At 67.0% G+C, this 21,585-nt stretch carries 17 protein-coding genes, 1 pseudogene and 1 riboswitch; of the genes and pseudogenes, 8 read left to right on the top strand and 10 right to left on the bottom strand.

All coding sequences use genetic code 11. The features are described 5' to 3' along the window. Positions 1–115 precede the first annotated feature (115 nt). The 4 genes from F618_RS0100975 to F618_RS0100960 all read right to left on the bottom strand — a co-directional run bounded on the left by F618_RS0100975 (position 116) and on the right by F618_RS0100960 (position 3,749). Positions 116–946: a uroporphyrinogen-III synthase gene (locus F618_RS0100975; protein WP_019567532.1), complete on the bottom strand. Its 831-nt coding sequence runs from the start codon at positions 944–946 to the stop codon at positions 116–118. A gap of 4 nt (positions 947–950) precedes the next feature. After that, positions 951–1,895 carry a hydroxymethylbilane synthase gene (hemC, locus tag F618_RS0100970; protein WP_081618716.1) on the bottom strand — a complete coding sequence of 315 codons (945 nt, stop codon included), beginning with the start codon at positions 1,893–1,895 and terminating at the stop codon, positions 951–953. 103 nt (positions 1,896–1,998) lie between these two features. Continuing rightward, positions 1,999–2,721, bottom strand: a complete 723-nt coding sequence (locus F618_RS0100965; protein WP_018937499.1) for a LytTR family DNA-binding domain-containing protein — start codon at positions 2,719–2,721, stop codon at positions 1,999–2,001. After that, complete coding sequence (locus F618_RS0100960; protein WP_018950883.1) at positions 2,718–3,749, bottom strand: sensor histidine kinase; 1,032 nt, start codon at positions 3,747–3,749, stop codon at positions 2,718–2,720. The genes F618_RS0100965 and F618_RS0100960 overlap by 4 nt, the downstream gene beginning before the upstream one ends. Positions 3,750–3,863: 114 nt before the next feature. On the opposite strand from F618_RS0100960, the gene argH reads away from it, so the two are divergent. Then, positions 3,864–5,312 carry an argininosuccinate lyase gene (argH, locus tag F618_RS0100955; protein ID WP_018937497.1) on the top strand — a complete coding sequence of 483 codons (1,449 nt, stop codon included), beginning with the start codon at positions 3,864–3,866 and terminating at the stop codon, positions 5,310–5,312. Positions 5,313–5,376: 64 nt separating this feature from the next. Here argH and F618_RS0100950 read toward each other — a convergent pair whose 3' ends face one another. Beyond that, positions 5,377–5,880, bottom strand: coding sequence for a hypothetical protein (locus F618_RS0100950; protein WP_018649594.1), 504 nt, complete (start codon positions 5,878–5,880; stop codon positions 5,377–5,379). Positions 5,881–6,024: 144 nt separating this feature from the next. On the opposite strand from F618_RS0100950, the gene F618_RS0100945 reads away from it, so the two are divergent. After that, on the top strand, positions 6,025–7,533 hold the full coding sequence (locus F618_RS0100945) for a YdiU family protein (protein WP_019567531.1): 1,509 nt from the start codon (positions 6,025–6,027) through the stop codon (positions 7,531–7,533). A 52-nt stretch (positions 7,534–7,585) separates the two neighbouring features. On the opposite strand, the gene F618_RS0100940 is transcribed toward F618_RS0100945, so the two are convergent. Both F618_RS0100940 and F618_RS0100935 read right to left on the bottom strand, forming a co-directional pair. Beyond that, positions 7,586–8,845, bottom strand: a complete 1,260-nt coding sequence (locus F618_RS0100940) for an inorganic phosphate transporter (RefSeq protein ID WP_019567530.1) — start codon at positions 8,843–8,845, stop codon at positions 7,586–7,588. 34 nt (positions 8,846–8,879) lie between these two features. Next, the gene (locus F618_RS0100935; protein WP_018144982.1) at positions 8,880–9,560 is read right to left on the bottom strand and encodes a TIGR00153 family protein; all 681 of its coding nucleotides are present in this window, start codon (positions 9,558–9,560) and stop codon (positions 8,880–8,882) included. A gap of 99 nt (positions 9,561–9,659) precedes the next feature. Beyond that, a riboswitch (TPP riboswitch) is annotated at positions 9,660–9,757 on the top strand. Between the two features lie 81 nt (positions 9,758–9,838). Between F618_RS0100935 and thiC the strand changes: the two genes are divergently transcribed. After that, on the top strand, positions 9,839–11,728 hold the full coding sequence (thiC, locus tag F618_RS0100930) for a phosphomethylpyrimidine synthase ThiC (RefSeq protein WP_018937495.1): 1,890 nt from the start codon (positions 9,839–9,841) through the stop codon (positions 11,726–11,728). A gap of 184 nt (positions 11,729–11,912) precedes the next feature. Here the strand turns inward: thiC and F618_RS0100925 are convergent. Continuing rightward, positions 11,913–12,212, bottom strand: a pseudogene (locus F618_RS0100925) (DUF5362 family protein); the annotation flags it as partial. Between the two features lie 554 nt (positions 12,213–12,766). Here F618_RS0100925 and F618_RS0100915 point away from each other — a divergent pair. Both F618_RS0100915 and F618_RS0100910 read left to right on the top strand, forming a co-directional pair. Then, on the top strand, positions 12,767–13,249 hold the full coding sequence (locus tag F618_RS0100915) for an FHA domain-containing protein (RefSeq protein WP_018937493.1): 483 nt from the start codon (positions 12,767–12,769) through the stop codon (positions 13,247–13,249). 19 nt (positions 13,250–13,268) lie between these two features. Continuing rightward, entirely contained in the window at positions 13,269–14,990 is a 1,722-nt protein-coding gene (locus F618_RS0100910; RefSeq protein ID WP_018950887.1) for a serine/threonine-protein kinase, read from the top strand. Here the strand turns inward: F618_RS0100910 and F618_RS0100905 are convergent. Together F618_RS0100905 and F618_RS0100900 are read right to left on the bottom strand one after the other, a co-directional pair. Then, positions 14,987–16,042, bottom strand: coding sequence for a LysM domain-containing protein (locus F618_RS0100905; protein ID WP_019567529.1), 1,056 nt, complete (start codon positions 16,040–16,042; stop codon positions 14,987–14,989). The genes F618_RS0100910 and F618_RS0100905 overlap by 4 nt on opposite strands. A gap of 47 nt (positions 16,043–16,089) precedes the next feature. Next, complete coding sequence (locus F618_RS0100900; protein ID WP_019567528.1) at positions 16,090–16,926, bottom strand: PP2C family serine/threonine-protein phosphatase; 837 nt, start codon at positions 16,924–16,926, stop codon at positions 16,090–16,092. Positions 16,927–17,139: 213 nt separating this feature from the next. Between F618_RS0100900 and F618_RS15170 the strand changes: the two genes are divergently transcribed. Genes F618_RS15170 through F618_RS0100885 form a run of 3 tightly spaced genes read left to right on the top strand, consistent with a single transcriptional unit; the run spans position 17,140 to position 20,920 of the window. Continuing rightward, positions 17,140–18,171: a glycerophosphodiester phosphodiesterase gene (locus tag F618_RS15170; RefSeq protein ID WP_081620838.1), complete on the top strand. Its 1,032-nt coding sequence runs from the start codon at positions 17,140–17,142 to the stop codon at positions 18,169–18,171. 27 nt (positions 18,172–18,198) lie between these two features. After that, positions 18,199–18,627, top strand: a complete 429-nt coding sequence (locus F618_RS0100890; protein WP_019567526.1) for a hypothetical protein — start codon at positions 18,199–18,201, stop codon at positions 18,625–18,627. Positions 18,628–18,631: 4 nt separating this feature from the next. Further along, positions 18,632–20,920, top strand: coding sequence for an SH3 domain-containing protein (locus F618_RS0100885; RefSeq protein ID WP_019567525.1), 2,289 nt, complete (start codon positions 18,632–18,634; stop codon positions 20,918–20,920). Positions 20,921–21,585 lie beyond the last annotated feature (665 nt).

Below are 21,585 nucleotides of genomic sequence, written 5' to 3'. Positions count from 1 at the left end.
TGCGAACCGCTGATCCCCGACCTCGATGCCCGATGGGTCTGCTCACCACAGCCCCGCACGGGGACGACGGGCCAACACCTGTGGTGTAACCGCCCTTCTTCGTGCCAGAAAAAACCTAAGCCCCATCGGCGCGCAGGCGTTCCGCGAGTTGATGGACTGCCGCCAGCATGGCCGCGTCGGTCGGGTCCTCGGCGGTCTCGACGGCGGCCTTGAAGCCCAGCTCCTGCGCGATCTCCGCGATGCGTTCGCTGCCGACCACCAGCGGGGTCTTGCGCAGCCACATGCGCCCCAGCTTGCCGACCATCTCGTACAGGTTGCGCAGCCCCTCGCCACTGGTGATGGTGATCACGCCGATCTGCCCGCGCGAGAAGGCGTACATCAGCTCGCCGGTATCGCCCTCGGGGCGCCCGCGGCGGTAGGCCTCGGCAAAGGTCACCTCGGCGCCGCGGGCCTTCAGGGTGTCGCCCAGCAATTCGCGGCCGCCATCGCCGCGGAAGATCACCACGCGCTTGCCGGCCACGTCCTGCATCGCCTCCTGCGCCAGCAGGGCCTCGCTGTCGAAGCGTCGCGGCGGCAGGATGTCCGCCGGGCGCCCGAAGCCCTTCAGTTCCTGCGCCGTGCGATTGCCGATCGCCGCGATCTTCGTGCTCGCGGGCCATGTGCGTTCCGCCAGGGCCAGATTGAGCACGCGCTGGACGGCGTTCGGGCTGATGAACACGGCGATATCGAAGTCCGCCAGCCGGTCCAGCACCTCGCGCAGGTTGGTGGGATCACTGGGGGCCAGGATCTCCAGCACGGGAAAGCGGATCACGCTCGCGCCCTCGGCCGTCAAGGCGGTACAGAACGGCTCCGCCTGGGCGGCCGGGCGGGTGACCAGGATGCCAAGGCCGGCCAGCGGGCCGCAGGCCTCGTCGACCACCGTGTTGTCGTCTGCGGATGCGGTCATGCGTCTACCCCTTCGTGTCCTGGCCGTGTTCCCGATGTGCGGCCGCGAGCAGTTCGCCTGCCCCGAGTTCCAGAAGCATGTCCGCCAGGCGGATCCCCAGGGCCTGGGCGTCGCTGCGCGGCCCCTCGACCTGGCGGCGCAACAGGCGACTGCCGTCCACCGCGCCGACCAGGCCGTCCAGGTGCAGCTGATCCCCGACCAGCGTCGCATGGGCAGCCAGTGGGACCTGACAGCCGCCTTCCAGGCGACGGTTGAAGGCCCGCTCGGCGCGCACGCGGTCGGCGGTATCCGCATCGTTCAATGGTGCGATCAGCGCGCCGATGGCGGTATCGCCGGCGCGACACTCGATGGCGATGGCACCCTGACCAACCGCCGGCAGGCTGACGTCCGGCTCCAGGCAGCTGCGAATCCGCTCATGGAACCCGAGGCGCTTGAGCCCGGCTGCGGCGAGCAGGATGGCGTCGTATTCGCCGGCATCCAGCTTGCCCAGGCGGGTATTCACGTTGCCGCGCAGGTCACGGACCTCCAGGTCCGGTCGCCGCGCGCGCAGCTGGCACTGCCGGCGCAGGCTGGAGGAGCCAACCCGGGCCCCCTGCGGCAGCTCGTCGACATGTGAGTACTGGTTGGACACGAACGCGTCCAGCGGGTCCTCGCGGTCGAGGATCACCGGCAGTTCGAGCTGCTCGGGCAGCTCCATCGGCACGTCCTTCACCGAGTGCACCGCGATGTCGGCGCGGTCCTCCAGCAGCGCGATCTCCAGCTCCTTCACGAACAGGCCCTTGCCGCCGATCCGCGCCAGCGGGGAGTCCAGGACACGGTCGCCCTGGGTGGTCATGCCCACCAGTTCAACCGGGCGTTCCGGATCACGGGCGCGCAGACGGGCGGCGACGTGTTCGGCCTGCCACATGGCAAGCGGGCTCTTTCGGGTGGCGATGCGTACAGGCTTCATGGATTGTCCGGGCGAGCCACGGCGCGAGCGGCCGGGCGTTCAAACGGACTAGTATAACGGCGAATGCTTCGCGCCCCGAATCCCGCAGGGGTGTGCGGCCCTCTCAGGTCCCGTTGCGCAGGTAATCGCGCACTCGGGGCAGCTGGCGGCGGCTGATGGGGATCGGGTCCAGGTCGTCGTGGAACAGCAGGCGGTGGTCGGTCTGGCCGAGGCTTTCGACGCCCTTGATCGAGGCCTTCACCGCCAGGCAGCCGCGGTGCACCCGCAACAGGGCGGGGCCGTACCGGCCCTCCAGTTCGCGCAGGCGGGCGTCGACGAAGCCGGCCAGGCGTGCCGAACGCGCCATGACGTAACCGCCCTCCGCGATGAAGATGTCCACCTGTTCCAGCGGTACGCGTTCCTCGCGCCGGCCAACGGTGATGTGGACCTCGTTCGGGAAGGTCTCGGGCCGGTCCTGTTTTTGCTGCACGGCACGCTGCAACGCCTGTTCCAGCCGTTCGCGGCGCACCGGCTTCAGCACGTAGTCGCGCACCCCGGCCTCGAATGCCTCCAGCGGAAAGCGGTCGTGGGCGGTGACCAGGATCACCGTCAGCGCGGGATCTTCTGCATGCAGACGCCGCGCGAGTTCCAGCCCGGTTTCCCCGGGCATGTCGATATCCAGCAGCAGGGCATCCGGCGCGTGGTCCTGCAATTGCATCTCGACCTCGCCGGCATGCGCAGCTTGCGCCACCACCCGATGCCCCAACTCCTGCGCGAGCGCGGTCAGCCGTTGACGGGCAATCGGCTCGTCGTCGGCAATCAATAACTCCAGTCGAGCGGTGTTCATGTGGTTTCCCCCCGGTTCGCGAGCGGCAAACGGATCCGGACCTCGAACCGCTCCACCTCGGCCTCGGCCTCGAAGTGTACCTGCCCGCCGAAGGCGTGCTGCAGCCGCAGGCGTACCGCATCGGTGGCGGTGCCGGTCCCCTCGCCGCGTGCGTGTGGATCCACGGTGTTGCCGATGGTCACCGTGACCCGTCCGGAATCCATGCGGCAGCGCACCCATATGCGCCCTGCGCCGCGTGCGGGTGCGATCCCGTGCTGGATCGCGTTCTCCGCCAGCGGTTGCAGGATCAGCGTGGGCACATCGAGATCCAGGCCCGGATGGTCGGGGCAGTCCCAGTCGAGTACCAGGCGTTCGCCGAAACGGGTCTGTTCGATCTCGAGGAACGCGCGGACCAGGTCCAGCTCCTCGCGCAGCGAGTGGCGATCCCCGGTGGCGAAGGTCGCACGGAACAGATCCGCCAGATCCAGGGTGACCTGTTCCGCACGCGCAGGATCACTGCGACACAGCCCGGCGATGGTGTTCATGCTGTTGTAGAGAAAATGCGGGCGCAGGCGGGCGCGCATGGCCTGTTCCCGGGCCGCTGCCACGGCCCGGGTTTCGCGTTGCCAGGCCGCCTGCAGGTACAGGTAGTGCATGGCCATCAGGCTGAGGATGGTGGCGACGCCGATCACCGGCCAGCGCAGCGCCGGGTCGGCCAGCACCAGTTCCTCCGCGAGGCGATAGACGATGGCGGTGTTGGCGATGGGAACCAGGGGCGGCAGCACGATCTGCGCGGTCAGCGGCAGTCGGTGCAGCGATCTCTTGAGCCCGCACAGGATCAACAGGCTGGTCAGCGCCACCCAGAAGATGAACAGCGCGTGCAGCGCCAGGGCCGACAGCCAGTCCTGGCCGCCGCCGCGCAACAGGGCTACGGCCAGTGCCAGCAGCACGGCCACCATGAGCACGCGCAGCAACGTCTCCGCACTGCAGAAATCGGGCAGCGGCGAGAGCTCCCCGGTGGTGTCCCTGGTGGTTTCCCCCTGGGCCATGCGTAACACTCTCCCCTGTTGCCGTGCACAAACGGGCGCAGGACCGCGCCATGTTCACTCCCCGGCTGTGCCCGTATACTTCCGTGTCTTTCCCCACCCGCTTCAGGATGCACCATGACGCAGGATTCCCCGCACGACAAGCCAGCCGCCACGCCTGCCGCCTCCGGTGAGGCCAAGCTGTGGGGCGGGCGCTTTTCCGAGCCGACCGATGCCTTCGTCGAGCGCTTCACCGCGTCGGTGGATTTCGACCGGCGTCTGTACCGCGAGGACATCCAGGGCTCGCAGGCGCATGCGCGCATGCTGGCCAAGGTCGGGGTGCTGACAGAGGCCGAGGCCGGGGAGATCCTCGCGGGGCTGGACGCGATCCGCGATGAGATTGCCGCCGGCGAGTTCGACTGGCAGGTCGGGCGCGAGGACGTGCACATGAACATCGAGGCGCGGCTGATCGAGCGCATCGGCGACGTCGGCAAGAAGCTGCACACCGGGCGTTCGCGCAACGACCAGATCGCGACCGACATCCGCCTGTGGCTGCGCGCGGCCATCGACGATGTCCTGCGCCTGATCCGCGGCTATCAGGATGGCCTGGTGGCCCTGGCCGAGCGTGAGGCGGATACCGTGATGCCCGGCTTTACCCATCTGCAGACCGCCCAGCCGGTCACCTTCGGCCATCACATGCTGGCCTGGTACGAGATGCTGGAGCGCGATGCCGAGCGTCTGCGTGATACGCGGCGCCGGGTGAACATCCTGCCGCTGGGCGCAGCCGCGCTGGCTGGTACGCCGTATCCGCTGGATCGTGAATACACCGCCGAACTGCTGGGTTTCGACAGTGTCACCCGCAACTCCCTGGACGCCGTCTCCGATCGTGATTTCGCCATCGAATTCACCGCGGCCGCCGCGACCCTGATGATGCACCTGTCGCGTCAGGCCGAGGAGCTGGTGCTGTGGACCAGCGCCCAGTTCGCCTTCATCGAGCTGCCGGATCGCTACTGCACCGGCTCCTCGATCATGCCGCAGAAAAAGAACCCGGACGTACCCGAACTGGTGCGGGGCAAGACCGGCCGGGTCTACGGCCACCTGATGTCGCTGCTGACCCTGATGAAGAGCCAGCCGCTGGCGTACAACAAGGATAATCAGGAAGACAAGGAACCGCTGTTCGACACCGTCGACACCCTGCTGGGCTCGCTGCGCGCGTTCGGCGACATGGTGCCGAACCTTGAGGTGCGGCGGGAGAACACCCTGGCGGCGACCCGCAAGGGCTTCGCCACGGCGACCGATCTGGCCGACTACCTGGTCGGGCGCGGTGTGGCCTTTCGCGATGCCCACGAGGTCGTCGGGCGAGCGGTGCGTATTGCGCAGGAGCGCGGGGTGGACCTGGCGGAGCTGCCGCTGGCGGACCTGCAGGCGATCAGCCCGGCGGTGGGCGAGGACGTGTTCACGGTGCTGACGCCCGAGGGCTCGGCCGCCGCGCGTAACCTCACGGGGGGGACCGCCCCGGAACAGGTGCGCCGCCAGGCTGCGGCCGCCCGCGAGCACCTGGCCGCGCTGGCCCGCGCCGACCGCTGAGTTAGTTCACCCCGCACTCCGGTTCCCGGGGGCGGGGCGCGTCTGTGTGCCGCCTGGCCCGCCTTCAGATCCGGTCCAGCGTGGACTCCAGCACTTCCCAGTGGACGTTGCCGTGGACGACCTCGTAGGCCAGCAGTAGCTGGCCGTGCGCCGAGTCGCCCTCGAAGTTCGCCAGGACCCACTGGTGGTTCAGGACGTGGATGCCGTCGCGGCGGAATGCGTATGCGTCGCCTTCCGGCGCCTCGTGCGGGATCAGGCCGGTCTGCTGCATCAGGTCATCGGCGAGACGCTCGTTCGGGCGCACCATGCCGCGACGCTGCAGGTCCTGGAGATGGGCATTGGTCAGGCCCAGTTCCACCGGACGCGGGATCTCGTGGCGGGTGTATTGCTGCAGCTGCATCTGCGCCTGCAGCAGATCGCGGTTGGCCTCCGAAAGATCCTGTTCGAGCCCGTTGCCGCGGGCGATGTAGATCGCCAGCACGACCACGAAAAACAGCATGAAGCCGAGCCAGACCAGGCGTTCGTTGGTCTTCAGGTTCTGCGGCTTGGGGTTGTCTTGTTCGGACACGGGGTTTGCCTCCGGAATGCAGGGTGCCGTTTGCCGTGGGGCATCCGGCCGGAAAATGAACGCGCGACCGCCGTGGGTTCCTGAACCCGGGTCGATGCGACGCGCATGATAACCCCTGACACCGCAACCTGCCGAGAATGCCCCATGTCGGTCCCCGACCCCGTCAACGCCACCGCATCCGAGAGCCAGCTGGAGTGGATCAACCACTTTGCCCGGCTGCCGGAGGCCTTTCACGAGAGCCCGGCGCCCGCCCCGTTTCCGGATGCGACCTGCCTGGCGAGCAGCCCGGCCATGTGCGAGCGTCTGGGCCTGGAGGCTGCGGCCCTGGGCCGCGACCCGTGGCTCGGGGCCTGCACTCACGGTAGCGAGCTGGCGGGGGCCGAGCCGCGGGCCTCGGTGTACGCGGGACACCAGTTCGGCGTCTTCGTGCCGCAACTGGGCGATGGTCGCGCGAAGCTCCTGGGCGAGGTTCGCACGCCAACGGGCGAGACCTGGGAGTTGCAGGTCAAGGGTGCCGGCCCGACGCGCTTCTCGCGCGGCGCGGACGGTCGTGCGGTCATGCGTTCCTCGGTGCGCGAGTACCTGGTCTCGGAGGCGATGGCCGCGTTGGGCGTGCCGACTACCCGCGCGGTGGCGTTGTTTGGCTCCAGCCTGCCGGTGTACCGCGAGCGCGTCGAGCCGGCGGCCATCGTGCTGCGCGCCGCGCCCAGCTTCCTGCGCTTCGGCCATTTCGAATACTTCCACTACAACGGCTACAGCGCCCGCCTGCAGGAGCTGATCGACTACGCCCTGGCGCATGACTACCCGGAACTCCAGGGGGCCGATGATCCCGTCGCCGCGATGCTGGAGGCGGTGATCGCCCGCACCGCGGAGATGGTCGCCGACTGGCAGGCCATCGGCTTCTGTCACGGCGTGATGAACACCGACAACATGAGCCTGGCCGGCCTGACCATCGACTACGGCCCGTTCGCGTTCATGGATGCCTTCGACCCCGGCTACATCTGCAACCACACCGACCAGGGCGGGCGCTATGCCTTCGACCAGCAGCCGCAGATCGCGCAGTGGAACCTGATCCGCCTGGCCGAGACCCTGGTGATTTATTTCGCCGACGCCACCCGCGAGGCGGCGATCGAGCACGCCAAGGCGCTGCTGCAGGGCTTCCAGCCGCAGTACCGGCAGGCCTGGTTGGCGCGTATGCGCGCGAAGCTCGGGCTGCAGGTGGAACAGGAGGACGACGAGGCATTGATCCAGGATCTGCTCGCGCGCATGGCAGCCGAGGGTGTGGATTACACCCGCTTCTTCCGCCAGCTGCCGGATCTCGAGCAGGCGGAGATCCGGGCGCAACTGGAATCGGAACTGGAGGATGGGGCCGCATGGCAGGCCTGGTGGTCGCGCTATCAGGCGCGGCTGGCGGGGGAGGGGCTGCCCCCTGAAGAGCGGCGCACGGCGATGAATGCCGTCAATCCCAAGTACATCCTGCGCAACCATCTGGCCCAGGCCGCGATCGAGCAAGCCGAGGCGGGGGATGCATCCGAGGTGCTGCGTCTGCAACAGATCCTGGCGCGTCCGTTCGCTGAACAGCCAGAATACGAGGCCTATGCGGACCTGCCGCCGGAGTGGGCGAGCGGGATCCAGCTAAGCTGTTCCTCCTGAGGGGGCGTGCAGGCCGGACCCCGGACTGGAACGTCCGGAGACCGGGGCCAACTTATCCGAGGATACCGCGCAGGATGTAGAAGTAGGCCACCGCGAGGATCGCGCCGGCCGGCAGGGTCACGATCCAGGACAGGAAGATCATCCGCACCAGCCCCAGATTGATCGCGGCAATCCCGCGCGCCAGGCCCACGCCGAGGATCGCGCCCACTAGGGTATGGGTAGTGGAGATCGGCAGGCCGGTGCCGGAGGCCAGGACCACGGTGGCCGCCGCCGCGGCGGTGGCGGCATAGCCGCGGCTGGGGGTGAGCTGGGTGATCCCGGTGCCCACGGTCGCGATCACCTTGTGGCCGTAGGTGAACAGGCCGAACACGATGCCGACCCCACCCAGCAGCAGCACCCACATGGGCACGACAGTCTCGGTGCTCACATCGCCGGTCTGGATCACGTCCACGACTGCAGCCAGCGGGCCGACGGCATTGGCGACGTCGTTGGAGCCCAGGGCAAAGGCCATCGCGCACCCGGTCACCACCATCTGGATGCCGAACACCTTCTCGACATTGGCGAAATGGGAGCCTTCCTCGCCCACGCCGGTGGGATCGTCAAAGCGCAGGCGCCGGATTGCCATCATCCCGAGCACGACCACGATGGCGCTGATCAGGATCGCGAAGCCATAGGCCTGCACGGGCGTGAGGTCCAGGCCGACGTGGGTCAGGCCCTTGAACATCGTTACCAGTGCCGTGACAAAGGCCGTGAGGAAGATATAGAGCGGCGCCCAGCGCTTGGCGTTCTTCAGCGGATCGACGGTATCGAGGATCAGGATCTGCACACTGCGGAACAGGGCAAAGGCGATCATCCCGCCGACGAGCGGCGAGACCACCCAGGACATCGCGATGGTGCCGACACGTTCCCAGCGAACCACCTCGAAGCCGAGGCCGACCACGGCAAAGCCGACGATGGCGCCAATGATGGAGTGGGTCGTGGAGACCGGCCAGCCAAAATAGGAGGCGACCATCAGCCAGGTCCCGGCGGCTGCCAGGGCCGCCAGCATCCCGTAAACGAGCAATTCGGGGTTGTCGGCCATCAGGCTGGAGTCGACCATCCCGCTTCGAATGGTCTGGGTGACCTCGCCGCCGGCCAGCCAGGCCCCGGAGAACACGAAGATCGCGGCTACAAACACCGCCTGGCGAATCGTCAGCGCGCGTGAGCCCACCGAGGTGCCCATGGCATTGGCAACGTCGTTGGCGCCGATGCCCCAGGCCATGAACAGGCCGAAGATCACTGCAAGGCCGAGCAACAGGGTGCTGTATTCCATGCCGTCCTCGGTGCCTGTGCCTGGGTGCCGGTGGTTACTTGGCGAGCATCAGCTGCAGGCGGCTGCCTACACGCTGGGCCAGGTCGGCCAGCTCGCCGATGGAGTCGATTACGCGATACATGAACATCACGTTGACCGGGGGTAGTTCGGCCTCCTGCGCGAACAGGATCTCGCGCACCTCGCGCTGGGCCTCGTCGGACTCGTGCTCGATCTGGTCCAGCTCAGTGAGGATGCCGTTGACGACCTCGACCTCGTGGCCGCGGAAGCCCGCCTCCACCAGTTCGTCCAGCTCGTTGATTGCCCGGCCGGCCTGGTCGACCGCATCCACGCTGCGATCGAGGAAGCGCTTCAGCGGCTCGCCCATGTTGTCGGGGAACTGCATCTGCCGGCCCAGCATCAGCCCGGCGATGTCTTTCGCCATGTTGGCGATGCGGTCCTGGATCAGCAGGGTGTCGAGCACGTCGCGGCGCGACATGGCCAGCATCATGCCCTTGGGCAGGTGCAGGCGCAGGTCCTTCTTCAGGCGGTCCGCCTCGCGTTCCAGCTTCGAAATCTTCTTCTGCTGTACCCGCGCGGTCTCCCAGTCGTCGCGGGCCATGGCCTCCATGAACGGCGGGAGCTCGGCGATGCAGGCGCGCACCTTTTCCATGTGCGCCTGTAGCGGGCGTACCGGGGAACGGCCAAACAGCTCGAAGACGAAGTTCTTGGGGGACATGGCGGCGCGAAGGTTGTCACAAAGCGATAATCTAACGCAAAACACCGGAGCGCGCTGTCTTGTTGGTCCCGCCGCCGCCCTCTGTGCGGTACACTCATCCGTCAGAGCTGGGGGTGCCCGCGATCGATGCGAGCTGAGAGAGTCCCCTTGAACCTGAACCAGTTAACGCTGGCGGAGGGAAGCTCGGTGCTCGATCCAGTCCGCGCGCGCCCCGTTCGCAGTCTGTCCGGCCCGTTCTGTTCCCTCTGCTGCCACATCCGCATCGCAGAGGTCACCGTATGAGCGCCATTCCCGAGTCCTTCGCCCGCAAGACCGCCCAGGTCTCCGCCGACGTCACGCGCCCGTTTCCCAATTCCGAGAAGGTCTTCGTGCAGGGTTCGCGCCCGGATATCCGCGTGCCGTTCCGCCAGGTCGCACAAAGCCCCACGCTGACCTCCGGCACCCCGGAAGAGAACCCGCCGATCCCGGTCTACGACACCTCGGGCCCGTACACGGATCCGGACGCGACCATCGATCTGCGCCAGGGCCTGACGGATCTGCGCGGCGGCTGGATTGACGAGCGCGGCGACACCGAATGGCAGGATGGCCCGAGCTCCGAATACGGCCGCGCCCGCGCCGCCGACCCGGAACTGGCCAGCCTGCGCTTCGAGCACATCCGCCCGCCGCGCCGCGCGCATGCCGGGGCGAACGTCTCGCAGATGCACTACGCCCGCCAGGGGACCATCACACCGGAGATGGAGTTCGTCGCCATCCGCGAGAACAACCGCCTGCAGGAGCTGCGCGCCGACCCGCGCTACAAGAAGCTGCTGCGCCAGCACGCCGGCGAGTCCTTCGGGGCGTCCATCCCCGAGGCGATCACGCCCGAGTTCGTGCGTGACGAAATCGCCCGCGGCCGCGCGATCATTCCGGCCAACATCAACCACCCGGAGCTGGAGCCGATGATCATCGGCCGCAACTTCCGGGTGAAGGTGAACACCAACATCGGCAACTCCGCGGTCTCCTCCTCGATCGAGGAGGAGGTCGAGAAGCTCGTATGGTCCGCGCGCTGGGGCGGCGACACCCTGATGGACCTGTCCACCGGCAAGAACATCCACGAGACCCGCGAGTGGATCCTGCGCAACTCGCCGGTGCCGATCGGTACCGTGCCGATTTACCAGGCGCTGGAGAAGGTCGACGGCAAGCCCGAGGACCTGACCTGGGAACTGTTCCGCGACACCCTGATCGAGCAGGCCGAACAGGGTGTGGACTACTTCACCATCCATGCCGGCGTGCGGTTGCAGTACGTGCCGCTGACCGCCGATCGGGTGACCGGCATCGTCTCGCGCGGTGGATCGATCATGGCCAAGTGGTGCCTGGCGCATCACGAGGAGAACTTCCTCTACACCCGTTTCGACGAGATCTGCGAGATCATGAAGGCGTTCGACGTCTCGTTCTCCCTCGGTGACGGGCTGCGCCCTGGCTGCCTGGCCGACGCCAACGACGCCGCGCAGTTCGGCGAGCTGGAGACCCTGGGCGAGCTGACGCAGAAGGCCTGGGCGCACGACGTGCAGGTGATGATCGAAGGCCCCGGCCACGTCCCGCTGCAGAAGGTGAAGGAGAACGTCGACAAGGAGCTGGAAGACTGCTTCGAGGCGCCGTTTTACACTCTCGGCCCGCTGGTCACCGATATCGCCCCGGCCTACGACCACATCACCTCCGGGATCGGCGCGGCCAACATCGGCTGGTACGGCACCGCGATGCTCTGCTACGTGACGCCGAAGGAGCATCTGGGCCTGCCCAACAAGCAGGACGTGCGCGACGGCATTATCACCTACAAGATTGCGGCCCATGCGGCCGATCTCGCCAAGGGCTTTCCCGGCGCGCAGCTGCAGGACAACGCGCTGTCCAAGGCGCGCTTCGAGTTCCGCTGGGAGGACCAGTTCAACCTGGCGCTGGACCCGGAACGCGCGCGCGAATTCCACGACGAGACCCTGCCCAAGGACGCGCACAAGGTCGCCCACTTCTGCTCCATGTGCGGTCCCAACTTCTGCTCCATGAAGATTACCCAGGACGTGCGCGACTACGCCGCGGCCCAGGGCGTCTCCGAAGACGAGGCCCTGAAGAAGGGGATGCAGGAGAAGGCGGTCGAGTTCGTCAACAAGGGCGCACAGATTTACCGCGAGGTCTGAGCGACATCCTCGTCATTGCGAGGAGCGCAGCGACGAAGCAATCTGCCTCTGGCCCCACCGGACGTTGCGTCCGACCTGGCTATCGGTAGGCCGCTTGCGGCCCCAACGGCGGCCGTCGGGTGTGTTCGTGTTCGTCTGCCACGCCCCCTTCCGGGGGCTCGCCATGACGCGGCCGGGGGGCACTCTACTGCATGTGGCCGAAGCCGCCCATCAGACCGGCGCCGATGCCGAAGAGCATGCCCAGGACCATCAGGATCAGGTAGATCAGCAGCAGCACGCCAAAGATGGTGAAGTAGATGCGCAGGCGGCCGAGGGCGTACTTGATCGCTTCCGGATCGGCACTTTCGTAGGCGCGCTGGGAGGCGCCGGCGGCCTGCATCAGCACCACGCCGGCCCAGATCGGGATCCAGGCAATGATGATGCCGATGATCGACAGGGCGGTCAGCACGCCCGAGATGATCATCATCACCCCGATCAACTGCATTCAGGGCGACGCTTAGCCATTCGCGCCCTCGCGCTCGAGTCGATTTTGCGTGCTGACAAGGCGCGGTGTCTGCCGTGCAGTCACTCTGCACAAAAGAGCCGCAACGCTGTCAGCGGGCAAAATCGGCCGAGCCCCTTCGGGGTTGGCACCCCATTTTCCCCGATCCTGCGTTGCGTCACTTGCCGGTAGCACCACTACCGGCTGCGCGCCGCGCCTGGTCTCGGAAAAAATGGGGCGCCAACGCGAGGGCGCGAATGGCTAAGCGTCGCCCTTAAACTTCCCGCGAACGAGCGGTTCGATCAGTCCACGGAGGTCGGCCCCGTTGGTGGTGTCCTGTTCCATGTTCAGACTCCTTGTCGTGATGGGCGGATGGCCGGAGCATAGCAGGCCCTTTCATGGTGTGACGCATTCGTTGTTTTGGTGCGCGCCGCCCGTGCATACTCGAGCAAGTGCCAACCCGAAAAACAGGGCCACGCAAGGCTCGTGAAGCAGGGGGATGTATGAGCGATCAGGGACGACGCAGGGATGCCGGCCGCAGCGGGCCGCAGGGGACAATGCTGTTTCAGGGACAGGCCTTGCCCGAGCAGGAAAGTGCCGCGGACACCGCCAGCGAGGGGGCACCCCCCGGCGGCCACCCGGTGCTGGTGGGGATCTCCGAGCCCTTCGGCCAGCAGCGCCTGACCTTGAAACCGGGCAAGCGCTCGGTGGGCCGTCAGGCGACCAATGACATCGTTCTGCAGGAGGGCAGCGTCTCCTCGCAGCATGCCTGGCTGGTCAACGACGGCGGCGAATGCCGGGTGGTCAATCTCTTGTCCACCAACGGCACCTGGGTGAACGACGAGAAGGTGCACGAGGCTGCGCTGAAGGACGGCGACCACGTCCGTTTCGGGCGGGCCGAGTTCGTGTTCCGCCGCCGCGACGACGGTTCCGATGCCCGGCCTGGCCGTGGGCCTCGGTCACGCTGGCGCTGGCTGGGCATCGCGGTGGCGGTCCTGGTACTGGCGGTCGTCGCGCGCATCCTGCTCGAGACGGTTTGAGGCTCAGGGTCGCCGGAGCATGCAGCGGATCGGACGCTACGGGGTCGGCGAGGAGATCGGGCGCGGTGCGATGGCTGTCATCCATCGCGGCTATGACCCGGATATCCGGCGTCCGCTGGCGATCAAGTGCCTGCAGCCGGACTACGCCCGACGGCCCGAGTACCGCCGGCGCTTCCTGGCCGAGGCGCGCGCCGCCGGCACCCTGACCCACCCGGGCATCGTCACCATCTTCGATGTCGGCGAGTCGGATCAGCAGCCGTTCATCGCGATGGAGCTGCTGGACGGCATCACCCTCGCGGAGTTCGCGGAACAGTTCCGCCCGCTGCTGCTGCGCAATGTCCTGAAGATCGCCATCCAGCTGGTGGAGGCCCTGGACTATGCGCACCGGCATGGCGTCGTGCACCGCGACATCAAGCCCGAGAACATCATCGTCACCAGCGCCACGGCGAACATCAAGGTGATGGACTTCGGCATTGCCCGCACCCTCAGGGACCCCGACTGGCGCGCCGACGACGACTGGCTTGCCGAGGACGACGACGGCTATATCGCAGGATCGCCGCACTATATGGCGCCGGAGCAGGTCCGTGGCCGCGATACCGACGCTCGTGCCGATCTCTATTCCGTGGGCGTGGTGCTGTACGAGCTCCTGACGGGGGCCACCCCGTTTCGCGGGCATGATGTCGAGACCCTGCTGACCCGGGTGGTCAAGGATTCGGTCCCCGCACCGCGGGTCATCGTGCGCGACTGTCCGCAGGAACTGATCGAGCTGGTGCTGCGCCTGCTGGCGAAGGAGCCGGACGAGCGCTACCAGTCGGCCGGCGAGCTACTGGTGGACCTCGAGCGTATCGACGAGCAACGCGCCGAGCGCGAACGGGCAGGTGCCGGGCGTCGGATCATCCCGCTGCGTCTGCGCTGGGCCGCGGTCATGGGGGCACTGGTGGCGGTCACCCTGGTTGTCGGCGGTACGCTGGTACACCAGAAGCAGAACGAGGTGATGACCGATCTGGCGTTTGACTATGGGGCCACGCTGGCGCAGATCATCTCGGTGGAGAGTGCCGAGGACCTGTTGCTGGAGGACACCATCGCGGTCCAGGGCCGCCTGCGCGACATGCAGGCGAACCGGGAGATTGCCCTGCTGAGCGTCGTGGACCACCGCGGCGAGGTGGTGGCCAGCAGCGACCCGGAGGCCCTGGGCCAGCCCTACGAGCCGCCTTCCGAGGACCGCCTGCTTCAGCGTCGCGACGGCCAGGCCGTGTGGTCCGTCACCGGGCGGGATGGCGCAGAGCTGTTCATGTTCGAGGCCCCGGTTCGCTACCAGGATCATCACCTTGGGCAACTCCAGGTCGGGCTGTCCACGGGGTCGCTGCGCGCGGCGAACGAGGCCACCTTCATGGCCTTGCTGATGCTCACGCTGGTCACCCTCCTCGCGGTGCTCCTGGGGGCCTACGTGCTCGCCCGGCGTCTTCAGGCGCCGCTGGACCGCCTGCGCGGGGCGCTGGACCAGATCGGTCAGGGGCGGCTCGATACCCGGATCCGTGCCCGTCGACACGACGACTTCGAGCGGGTCTTCAGTGCCTACAACGCGATGGCCGACTCGCTGGAGGCGCGCATGAAGCGCCGGGTCGCCGGGACGCCCGAGCGCAGCGCTGCCGGGCCGGTTGCTGACGGCGACCGCACCCAGGAGCTCGCATCCGACGAGTTGCCGATCGAAGCCACCTCAAGACGTACCGCTACGGATTAACTCCGGCCGTTCTCGCGGTCCAGGGCATTCAGGCGACGCTGCAGTTCCAGGGCTCGCAGGCGATAGCCGCGCGCCGCCTCGAACCCGGGGTCGATCGCCAGGGCCTCGTCCCACAATGCGATGGCGGTCTCCAGGTCCTGGTTGCGGTAGCGCACGATGGCCTCCGCGTGCAGGGCCTCCTTGCGCTGTTGCTCCAGCTCGTCAAGGTGCTGGCGCGCGGTCGCGTGTTGCGGGTCCTGTTCGAGCACCCGGCCGAAGGCCTCCAGCGCCTCTTCGGTCGCGCCTGCCGCGCGCGCCTCCACGCCCCGCCGGTGCCAGTAGCCGATCGTCGCGTCGCGCGCCAGCGGGTCCAGCCAGCTGGCCCATTCGTTCTGCGCCTCGGGGTGTTCGCGGGCCAGCTCCACGACCTCCAGCGCCGCGCCATAACGCCCGGCTGCCAGGTCGGCCTCGATGGCGCGGCGCAAACCGTCCTCGCTGACGCCGGGCGCGGCGTCGGGGTCCAGAGCCATCAGCTGTTCGTCCAGATCGGTCTCGCCACGTTGCGGCCCCGCTGCATCCCGCGGGATGCGCAGCCGTTGCCCGACGAGCAGCCGGTCCGGGCGTTCGATGTCGTTGTAGCGTGCAAGGATCACAAAGCGGGTGGCATCGCCGAGGTGCTCACGCGCCAGCCCGCCCAGGCTGTCGCCCGGCTCCACCGTGTGAACGAAATAGGCCTCGCCCAGGGTCGCCTGCGGATCCCCGGAGAGCTGTTCACGCAGGCCGCGGGCGGCGGGGTTGCCCGGATCATCTGCGAGGATCCGGTCTAGTGCCGAGCGTGCCCGGTCCATCTCGCCGCCCTGCAAGAGCTGCACGATCTCGGCGATCTTGAGGCGCTCGTCCTGCTCCTCACGGGCGATCGGGTCGGACGGGGCCTCGTCGGTCGCGACGACCTCGTCCTCGGTAGACTCCGCCTCGGGGTCGAACAAGCCCTGTAGCTGCGCACAGCCGGACAGGAACGCTGTCAGTACGACAAGCGAGACGAGGCGAAGCAGCGTGGTGTGGGCTGGCATCATGGCAAGGACTGGTGCGGCTCGGCGAGTCCGCGAGTATACGGTCGGCATCAGTCCAGCGGCCACAGCAGGATCGCAAGGGCCGCAGCCAGTAGCGCCAGAAGGCCCAGGGTGGGCCCAATGCGCGCCTTCAGGTGCCGGCGCCAGAGACGCCTGCGCGGCGGCCCGCTCCGCCATGCTGCCAGGGCCACGTTGTCACCCTTGGGCCCGCCGCGTCGCGCCGCTTCGACGGCTGCGCGCGCGGTGGCCGTGTCGAGGTCCGGGCTGTCCAGCAGTTCCTCGATCTCCATCGGTTCGATCTGTTCCCAGAAGCCGTCCGAGCACAACAAGAAGCGCGTGTGACGGGTGACGGGGGCCTCGGCGTAGTCCACCTCGATCGGGTCGACCACGCCGAGGCCTCGCAATAGCCGGTTCTGCTCCGGGTGCGTTGCCATTTGCGCCTCGCTTATTACCCCCTCGTCGACCAGCTGCTGGACCCGGGTGTGATCGCGCGTGCGTCGCTGAAGGGTGTCGCCCTCGAAGTGGTACAGCCGGCTGTCGCCGCAATGGGCCCAGCAGGCGGAGGTCGGGGTCACATACAGTGCCACCAGCGTGGTGCCGGGGCGTTGTGACGGATCGGTACCCCCGGCCTCCAGCAAGGCTGCATGGGTCTCGTGGAAGAGAGCGTGGAGCAGGTCACGGGCATCGGCAGCCTGCCCCGCGTAGCGGGTCCACAGGCGTTCGGCGGTCGCGATCGCGGCGTGCGAGGCGCGTGCCCCGCCCTCGTGGCCGCCCATTCCGTCCGCGACCAGCAGCAGGGCGCTCTGCCCGTCCGCGTTTTGTAGCACGGTCACCGCGTCCTGTTGCTCGGCGCGGCCACCCATCTCCCTGGCGTATCCGGTTTCCATCGGTAGCCTCGCGTGACCTATGCTCCATGATCGCTCAGCGGGCTTGTCCTTGTCAGTTCTGTGCGCTCTTTCGACGAGTGTCTCAACCTGCTGGAGGCGCACTGGAAGCCGGCATGGCGTTTCCCTTTTTCCGGGCCCCTTGCTAAATTCTGGCGCGCACTCGCCCCTCCACTGGGCGCTTACGGGAAGGATCCCGGATTCGAAGGCGGCTTCATGACAACAAGAAAGGGATCTTCGATCGCGGCCTTCCTGCTGGCATCAATGCTCGGCGGTTGTGCGACTGTGCCCGGTGTTCCGGGGCCGACGGCCGACCCCACGCCGGAGCCCCGGCGTGTTGCCCCCGCGGACGGTCCCGCCGCCTTGCGGCATCTGCCGCCCGGTGCGCTCCGCGAGCCCGACGAGCGCACCATCGACATGCAGCTCGCGCTGTGGGACCGCGGTACCTACCTTAATTACTTCGGGGAAGTCGTGCCCGCCGCCGAGGCCCCATGCGGAGATCTGCGTCTGGAGGCGCATCGGGGCGACCCGGATGCCCACGAAAACACGCTGAGTTCCATCCAGCGGGCGGCCGAGGGCGGATTCGATTCGGTCGAGATCGATGTCATGCGGCTGTTCGACGGCACCTGGGTCCTCCATCACGACACCCGAACCGGCCGCGCAACGGGCCGTCGGGATGGTCAGCGCGAGCGCCTTGACCGGATGTTCCTGCCCGGGTGGCGCGCGCTGCAGGTGCGCGATACCAATACCGGTCGCCTGGTCGATGAACGTCCCCCGACCCTGGCCCATGCCCTGCACGCCTTCCGCCTCTCCGCGCCCGAAGGCCAGATCCTCAATATCGACATCAAGTCCAAGGCCGGCGAAGGCGCCCTGTACCAACTGAATGCCATGGTGCACCGCCACCTGGGTGCGGGCCGCTACAGCTACTCCAGCGGCGATCTCGAGACCCTGCGTTATCTGCGAACGTTGAACCCCGATGTGTACCTGGGCCTGATTCAGAGCCCCCACCGGGAGTCCCTGCGCATCTTGCGCGCGCGGCTCCAGGGTGCGGTTTCGCAGGATCCTCTGTATGAACGCAATCGCGAGGCCCTGGAGCTGAGCGCCGACGTCGCGACCTGGTGGTACGGCGTCCGGGCGCGCGATCACACGTCGACCGCCGCTCTTCGGCGGATCCACGACACATTGGGCCCCAACGCCGGCCTGCATCTGGACGTGCGTCGCTACGCCGAAGTGCCGGGGCTGCGCTAGCGGGCACGCGCCGCTGGGCTGCGTCAGGTGGCCACCTACACCATCAATGCGCCGGAGTATCACGAGGACGCGATCCGTTCCCTGAAGCAGCGAGGTCGCGCTCCGGATATCGCGATCATGGACAGCTCGGTCTATCAGTTCTGCGGTCGCATCGCGGGCCTCCCCGAACCCCGCGGCGACTACACCCCCAGGACGCCGGCCGGAGAACTGATCGCCGCACTCCCTGCGGAAGCCGACCTGCGTGACCTCGAGACCCAGGCAACTTACGCCCGGGAGGACCTGTACTTGACCCTGGACTCCGGGGTGCGAGCGCTGTCGGATGCCCGAGCCGGGGGCGTTCGACAGGCAGCTACCAGTGGTAGCGCGCGCCCGGACTTCAGCCTGCCCGAACGGGTCGAAGGGGGCGAGGTGGATTTCGGCGAGTCCAGCCCCATTCGCATCCGGCTGGAGGAGTAGCCGCGTGTTCCTGTTGCGTCTTCCCTCTGCCCCGGTGCTGTTTCTCCTGCTGCTGGCGCTGTACGTGGTCCTCGAGGTCGCCTTTAACGGCGTCCTGGTCCAGTACGCCGGCGGGGACGCCCTGTCGCCGGAACGGCTGCATCACATCGAGTTGCTGGGGAGGACCCTGGCCGGCTTCGGCTTTGCCCTGCTCCTGGCCGAGACCGCCTCACGCTGGCTGGCCGTGCGCGCCCTGTCGGTGCGCCTGGGCGCTTATCTGATGATCTTCCTGGTCGGCTGGTCCGTGATGTTCCTGGGCCAGAAGGTGGCGATCGAACGCATCCTGATCGAGCCGAGCACGGCCGAGGAACGTCAGCGCGCACACTTCACCCAGCTACTGCGCGCCGCGCTCGCTAGCAACACGGTCGAGATCGAAGGCCTGGATCTCGGCGAGGACGCGATGCAGACACCCGCCGCCAAGACCTTCCTGACCATCTTTGGCGGGCTCGTGTTTGCCGATGCCCGCCTGGTCGAGACCCTCGAGGGTCAGCGCCTCCCGATCCTGCGCCAGCACCTGCGCCAGGCGGTCGCGGACGACTTCGAGACCTACTGGGAGGAGTACCAGACGTTCGTCACCGACGTGCGTACCAACTACCGCCGTTATGCCGATGCCGCGCAGTCCTATCACGACCGCGTGGAATCCAGTGACTCGGAGGTCGCGCGCTATCGCGAAACCATGGAAACCGAGATCCAGTCCGGCTGGCAGGAATACCAGCAGGGGGTGCAGGCATTCAATGGCCGCGTGCGCGCCCGCGCCGACGAGGCCGCGCCCGTGGTGTATCGCTACTTCCAACGCATGGAGCGCTGCGGCGAGCGGGCCTTCTGCGCCCGAACCGCCCGGCGCCAGTACGACGGCGACATGGCCCGCATCGATCTCGATCAGTACGAACCCCGCTACTGGTTGATCGAGGAAGAGGTCTCCGCCGCCGAAAATCTCGGCCGTTCCGCGCTGGCGGCTGTCATTTCGGGTGGCGCCTCGGTGGCCGGCCAGGTGCTGGACCGGGCGGGCGGAGGCGACGGTGGCTGGAAGGACAAGCGTTACCACTACACCAACGATGCCGCGCACTACGAGAAGCGCATCCGCCCGGGCATGGTGGGCGATTTCGTGCGCGAAAGCGGTGGTTACCGCCCCGACATCACCTCGATCGCCGAGTTTCGCACCCACCCGACCACCAGCAGCCGTGTGCGCAACCGCCTGGAGCGCGAAGGCCTCGACCTGCCCTGGGACTGGACCGTCGCCGACCGCGCCGTCTTCGAATCGGCCGTCGATGCGCGGGTAAACGCCGACCTGCGCGCAGAGTGGGATGCGCAGATGCGAGCGGAGGGTCTCGACGCCGGGCCCGACCTCACCTTCGCTCGGTTCGAGCGGTTGCCCGAGGTCCAGCAGGCCATGCGCGAAGAGATGGGCGAAGACTACATCGAGCCCATGCTCACCGGTTGGAACCGCGAGGCCTTCCGCCTCAACGTGATCGAACCCGGCATTGAACGGCGTGTGCGGGACACCATCACCGAACTGGAAGCCGAAACGACCCTGTTCGGTAACGGCCAGGTATACGAGGCCACTGGCAAGGATGCCCTGCGCGCGGTCCTCGTGCCGCCCATCGCCATGGTCCTCTCGCTGCTCCTGGTGTTCCTGTCGCTGGGCAAGATCCTCGTCAAGGGCACCGACCTGCTGCTGACCGGGGACGACGAAGCGCCCGAGTGGTCCGCCCACCACTTCGCCCTCAAGGCCTTCCTTCTGGTTGGCCTGTTGCTGGTCGTCCTCTTCCTGCTTCCGTTCACGCTTCGCGCCGCCAGCGAGCCCCTCGACCCGCGTTCCGGCCCGGTCGGGCATCTGGTCGCCAACCTCGACGACGCCGGCAGCCCCTGGGTGGCGCACGCCACGCGCTGGGCGCTGAACGTGCAGCCCGCCGTGCTGCCGGTCGGGCTCGCCATCAACGACAGCCTGCACGTGTACCCGGGGTTCTCCCGCGCCAGCCACCTGGTGGCCGCCTGGGACGATGCCCTGATGCCGGTCTTACTGTCTTCCCCGTCGTCGTTGGGGGGCCGCAGCGACCACGAAATCGAGCTGGGCCGGGTGACGGCCGAGGCGCTTAACGTCCGGTCCGGCCCCTCTGCGGATACGCGCGCCGTGGGCGTGGTAACCGCCGGCACATCACTGGAGGTGCTCGGCGACGAACCCAATGGATGGCTTCGAATCGACTACCAAGGCCGCGAACGCTTCGTCCACGGACGTTACGTATCGCGCCCCTGATGGGCCCGGATCGGACCCTGATGCTCTAATCCCGAAAAACCAACATTGTCCAGAAAAACAATTAAACCGGGCGTTCGATGGATACCTTCGCTCATCACCAGAAAATCGAGTTTTTGAAGGTCACGGGCGAGGTGGTCGCAAGTGATGCGTCTATCGAAGCCGTAATTTATCAAGAGGAGGCGGTGGCCAAATGCATGATTAGGACCGAGCCGCTGACTTGCGCTTAAAGTTGTATCAGGGACCCGTGACGATAAAAAGCAAGGTATAGAAAACACATAAGAGGGTTTTCGACCCATTTTTCGACGCGACCAAACGACCTGAACATAAACTTATCCAAAATGGAACAACGCAAACATTCGAGGGGAGGCACAGATGAATAACCTATCTCATATCGAAGGAAAAATCGAGGCGCTTGGGCAGACTGAGTATACCCAAAATTACACCCTTTATGCCTATATACGATTCATTGATAACGATGGAAATATCCGGATGGTAAAAAACATCCAAGTCCCAAATACGGTAAACTCATATATGTCGCCCGGGACAGAAGGCAAATTTTACATATCTGAAGTTGGCGGGGGCTTAAGTGTGATGTTCGCTTGTGAGAGCGGAGAAAGAAAAGTATACGACCGATCCGAAATCTCCTCCATAAAAAAGGCATGGTG

The organism is Thioalkalivibrio sp. ALMg13-2 (genome assembly GCF_000381185.1).
Classification (GTDB): Bacteria; Pseudomonadota; Gammaproteobacteria; order Ectothiorhodospirales; family Ectothiorhodospiraceae; genus Thioalkalivibrio; species Thioalkalivibrio versutus.
This window is presented reverse-complemented; position numbering and strand designations above follow the sequence as displayed.

What these genes read in the sequence shown, in the direction of transcription:
- F618_RS0100975 (WP_019567532.1), bottom strand. Translation starts at nt 946, where the DNA reads ATGACCGCATCCGCAGACGACAACACGGTGGTCGACGAGGCCTGCGGC.
- hemC (WP_081618716.1), bottom strand. Translation starts at nt 1,895, where the DNA reads ATGAAGCCTGTACGCATCGCCACCCGAAAGAGCCCGCTTGCCATGTGG.
- F618_RS0100965 (WP_018937499.1), bottom strand. Translation starts at nt 2,721, where the DNA reads ATGAACACCGCTCGACTGGAGTTATTGATTGCCGACGACGAGCCGATT.
- F618_RS0100960 (WP_018950883.1), bottom strand. Translation starts at nt 3,749, where the DNA reads ATGGCCCAGGGGGAAACCACCAGGGACACCACCGGGGAGCTCTCGCCG.
- argH (WP_018937497.1), top strand. Translation starts at nt 3,864, where the DNA reads ATGACGCAGGATTCCCCGCACGACAAGCCAGCCGCCACGCCTGCCGCC.
- F618_RS0100945 (WP_019567531.1), top strand. Translation starts at nt 6,025, where the DNA reads ATGTCGGTCCCCGACCCCGTCAACGCCACCGCATCCGAGAGCCAGCTG.
- F618_RS0100940 (WP_019567530.1), bottom strand. Translation starts at nt 8,845, where the DNA reads ATGGAATACAGCACCCTGTTGCTCGGCCTTGCAGTGATCTTCGGCCTG.
- F618_RS0100935 (WP_018144982.1), bottom strand. Translation starts at nt 9,560, where the DNA reads ATGTCCCCCAAGAACTTCGTCTTCGAGCTGTTTGGCCGTTCCCCGGTA.
- thiC (WP_018937495.1), top strand. Translation starts at nt 9,839, where the DNA reads ATGAGCGCCATTCCCGAGTCCTTCGCCCGCAAGACCGCCCAGGTCTCC.
- F618_RS0100915 (WP_018937493.1), top strand. Translation starts at nt 12,767, where the DNA reads ATGCTGTTTCAGGGACAGGCCTTGCCCGAGCAGGAAAGTGCCGCGGAC.
- F618_RS0100910 (WP_018950887.1), top strand. Translation starts at nt 13,269, where the DNA reads ATGCAGCGGATCGGACGCTACGGGGTCGGCGAGGAGATCGGGCGCGGT.
- F618_RS0100905 (WP_019567529.1), bottom strand. Translation starts at nt 16,042, where the DNA reads ATGATGCCAGCCCACACCACGCTGCTTCGCCTCGTCTCGCTTGTCGTA.
- F618_RS0100900 (WP_019567528.1), bottom strand. Translation starts at nt 16,926, where the DNA reads ATGGAAACCGGATACGCCAGGGAGATGGGTGGCCGCGCCGAGCAACAG.
- F618_RS15170 (WP_081620838.1), top strand. Translation starts at nt 17,140, where the DNA reads ATGACAACAAGAAAGGGATCTTCGATCGCGGCCTTCCTGCTGGCATCA.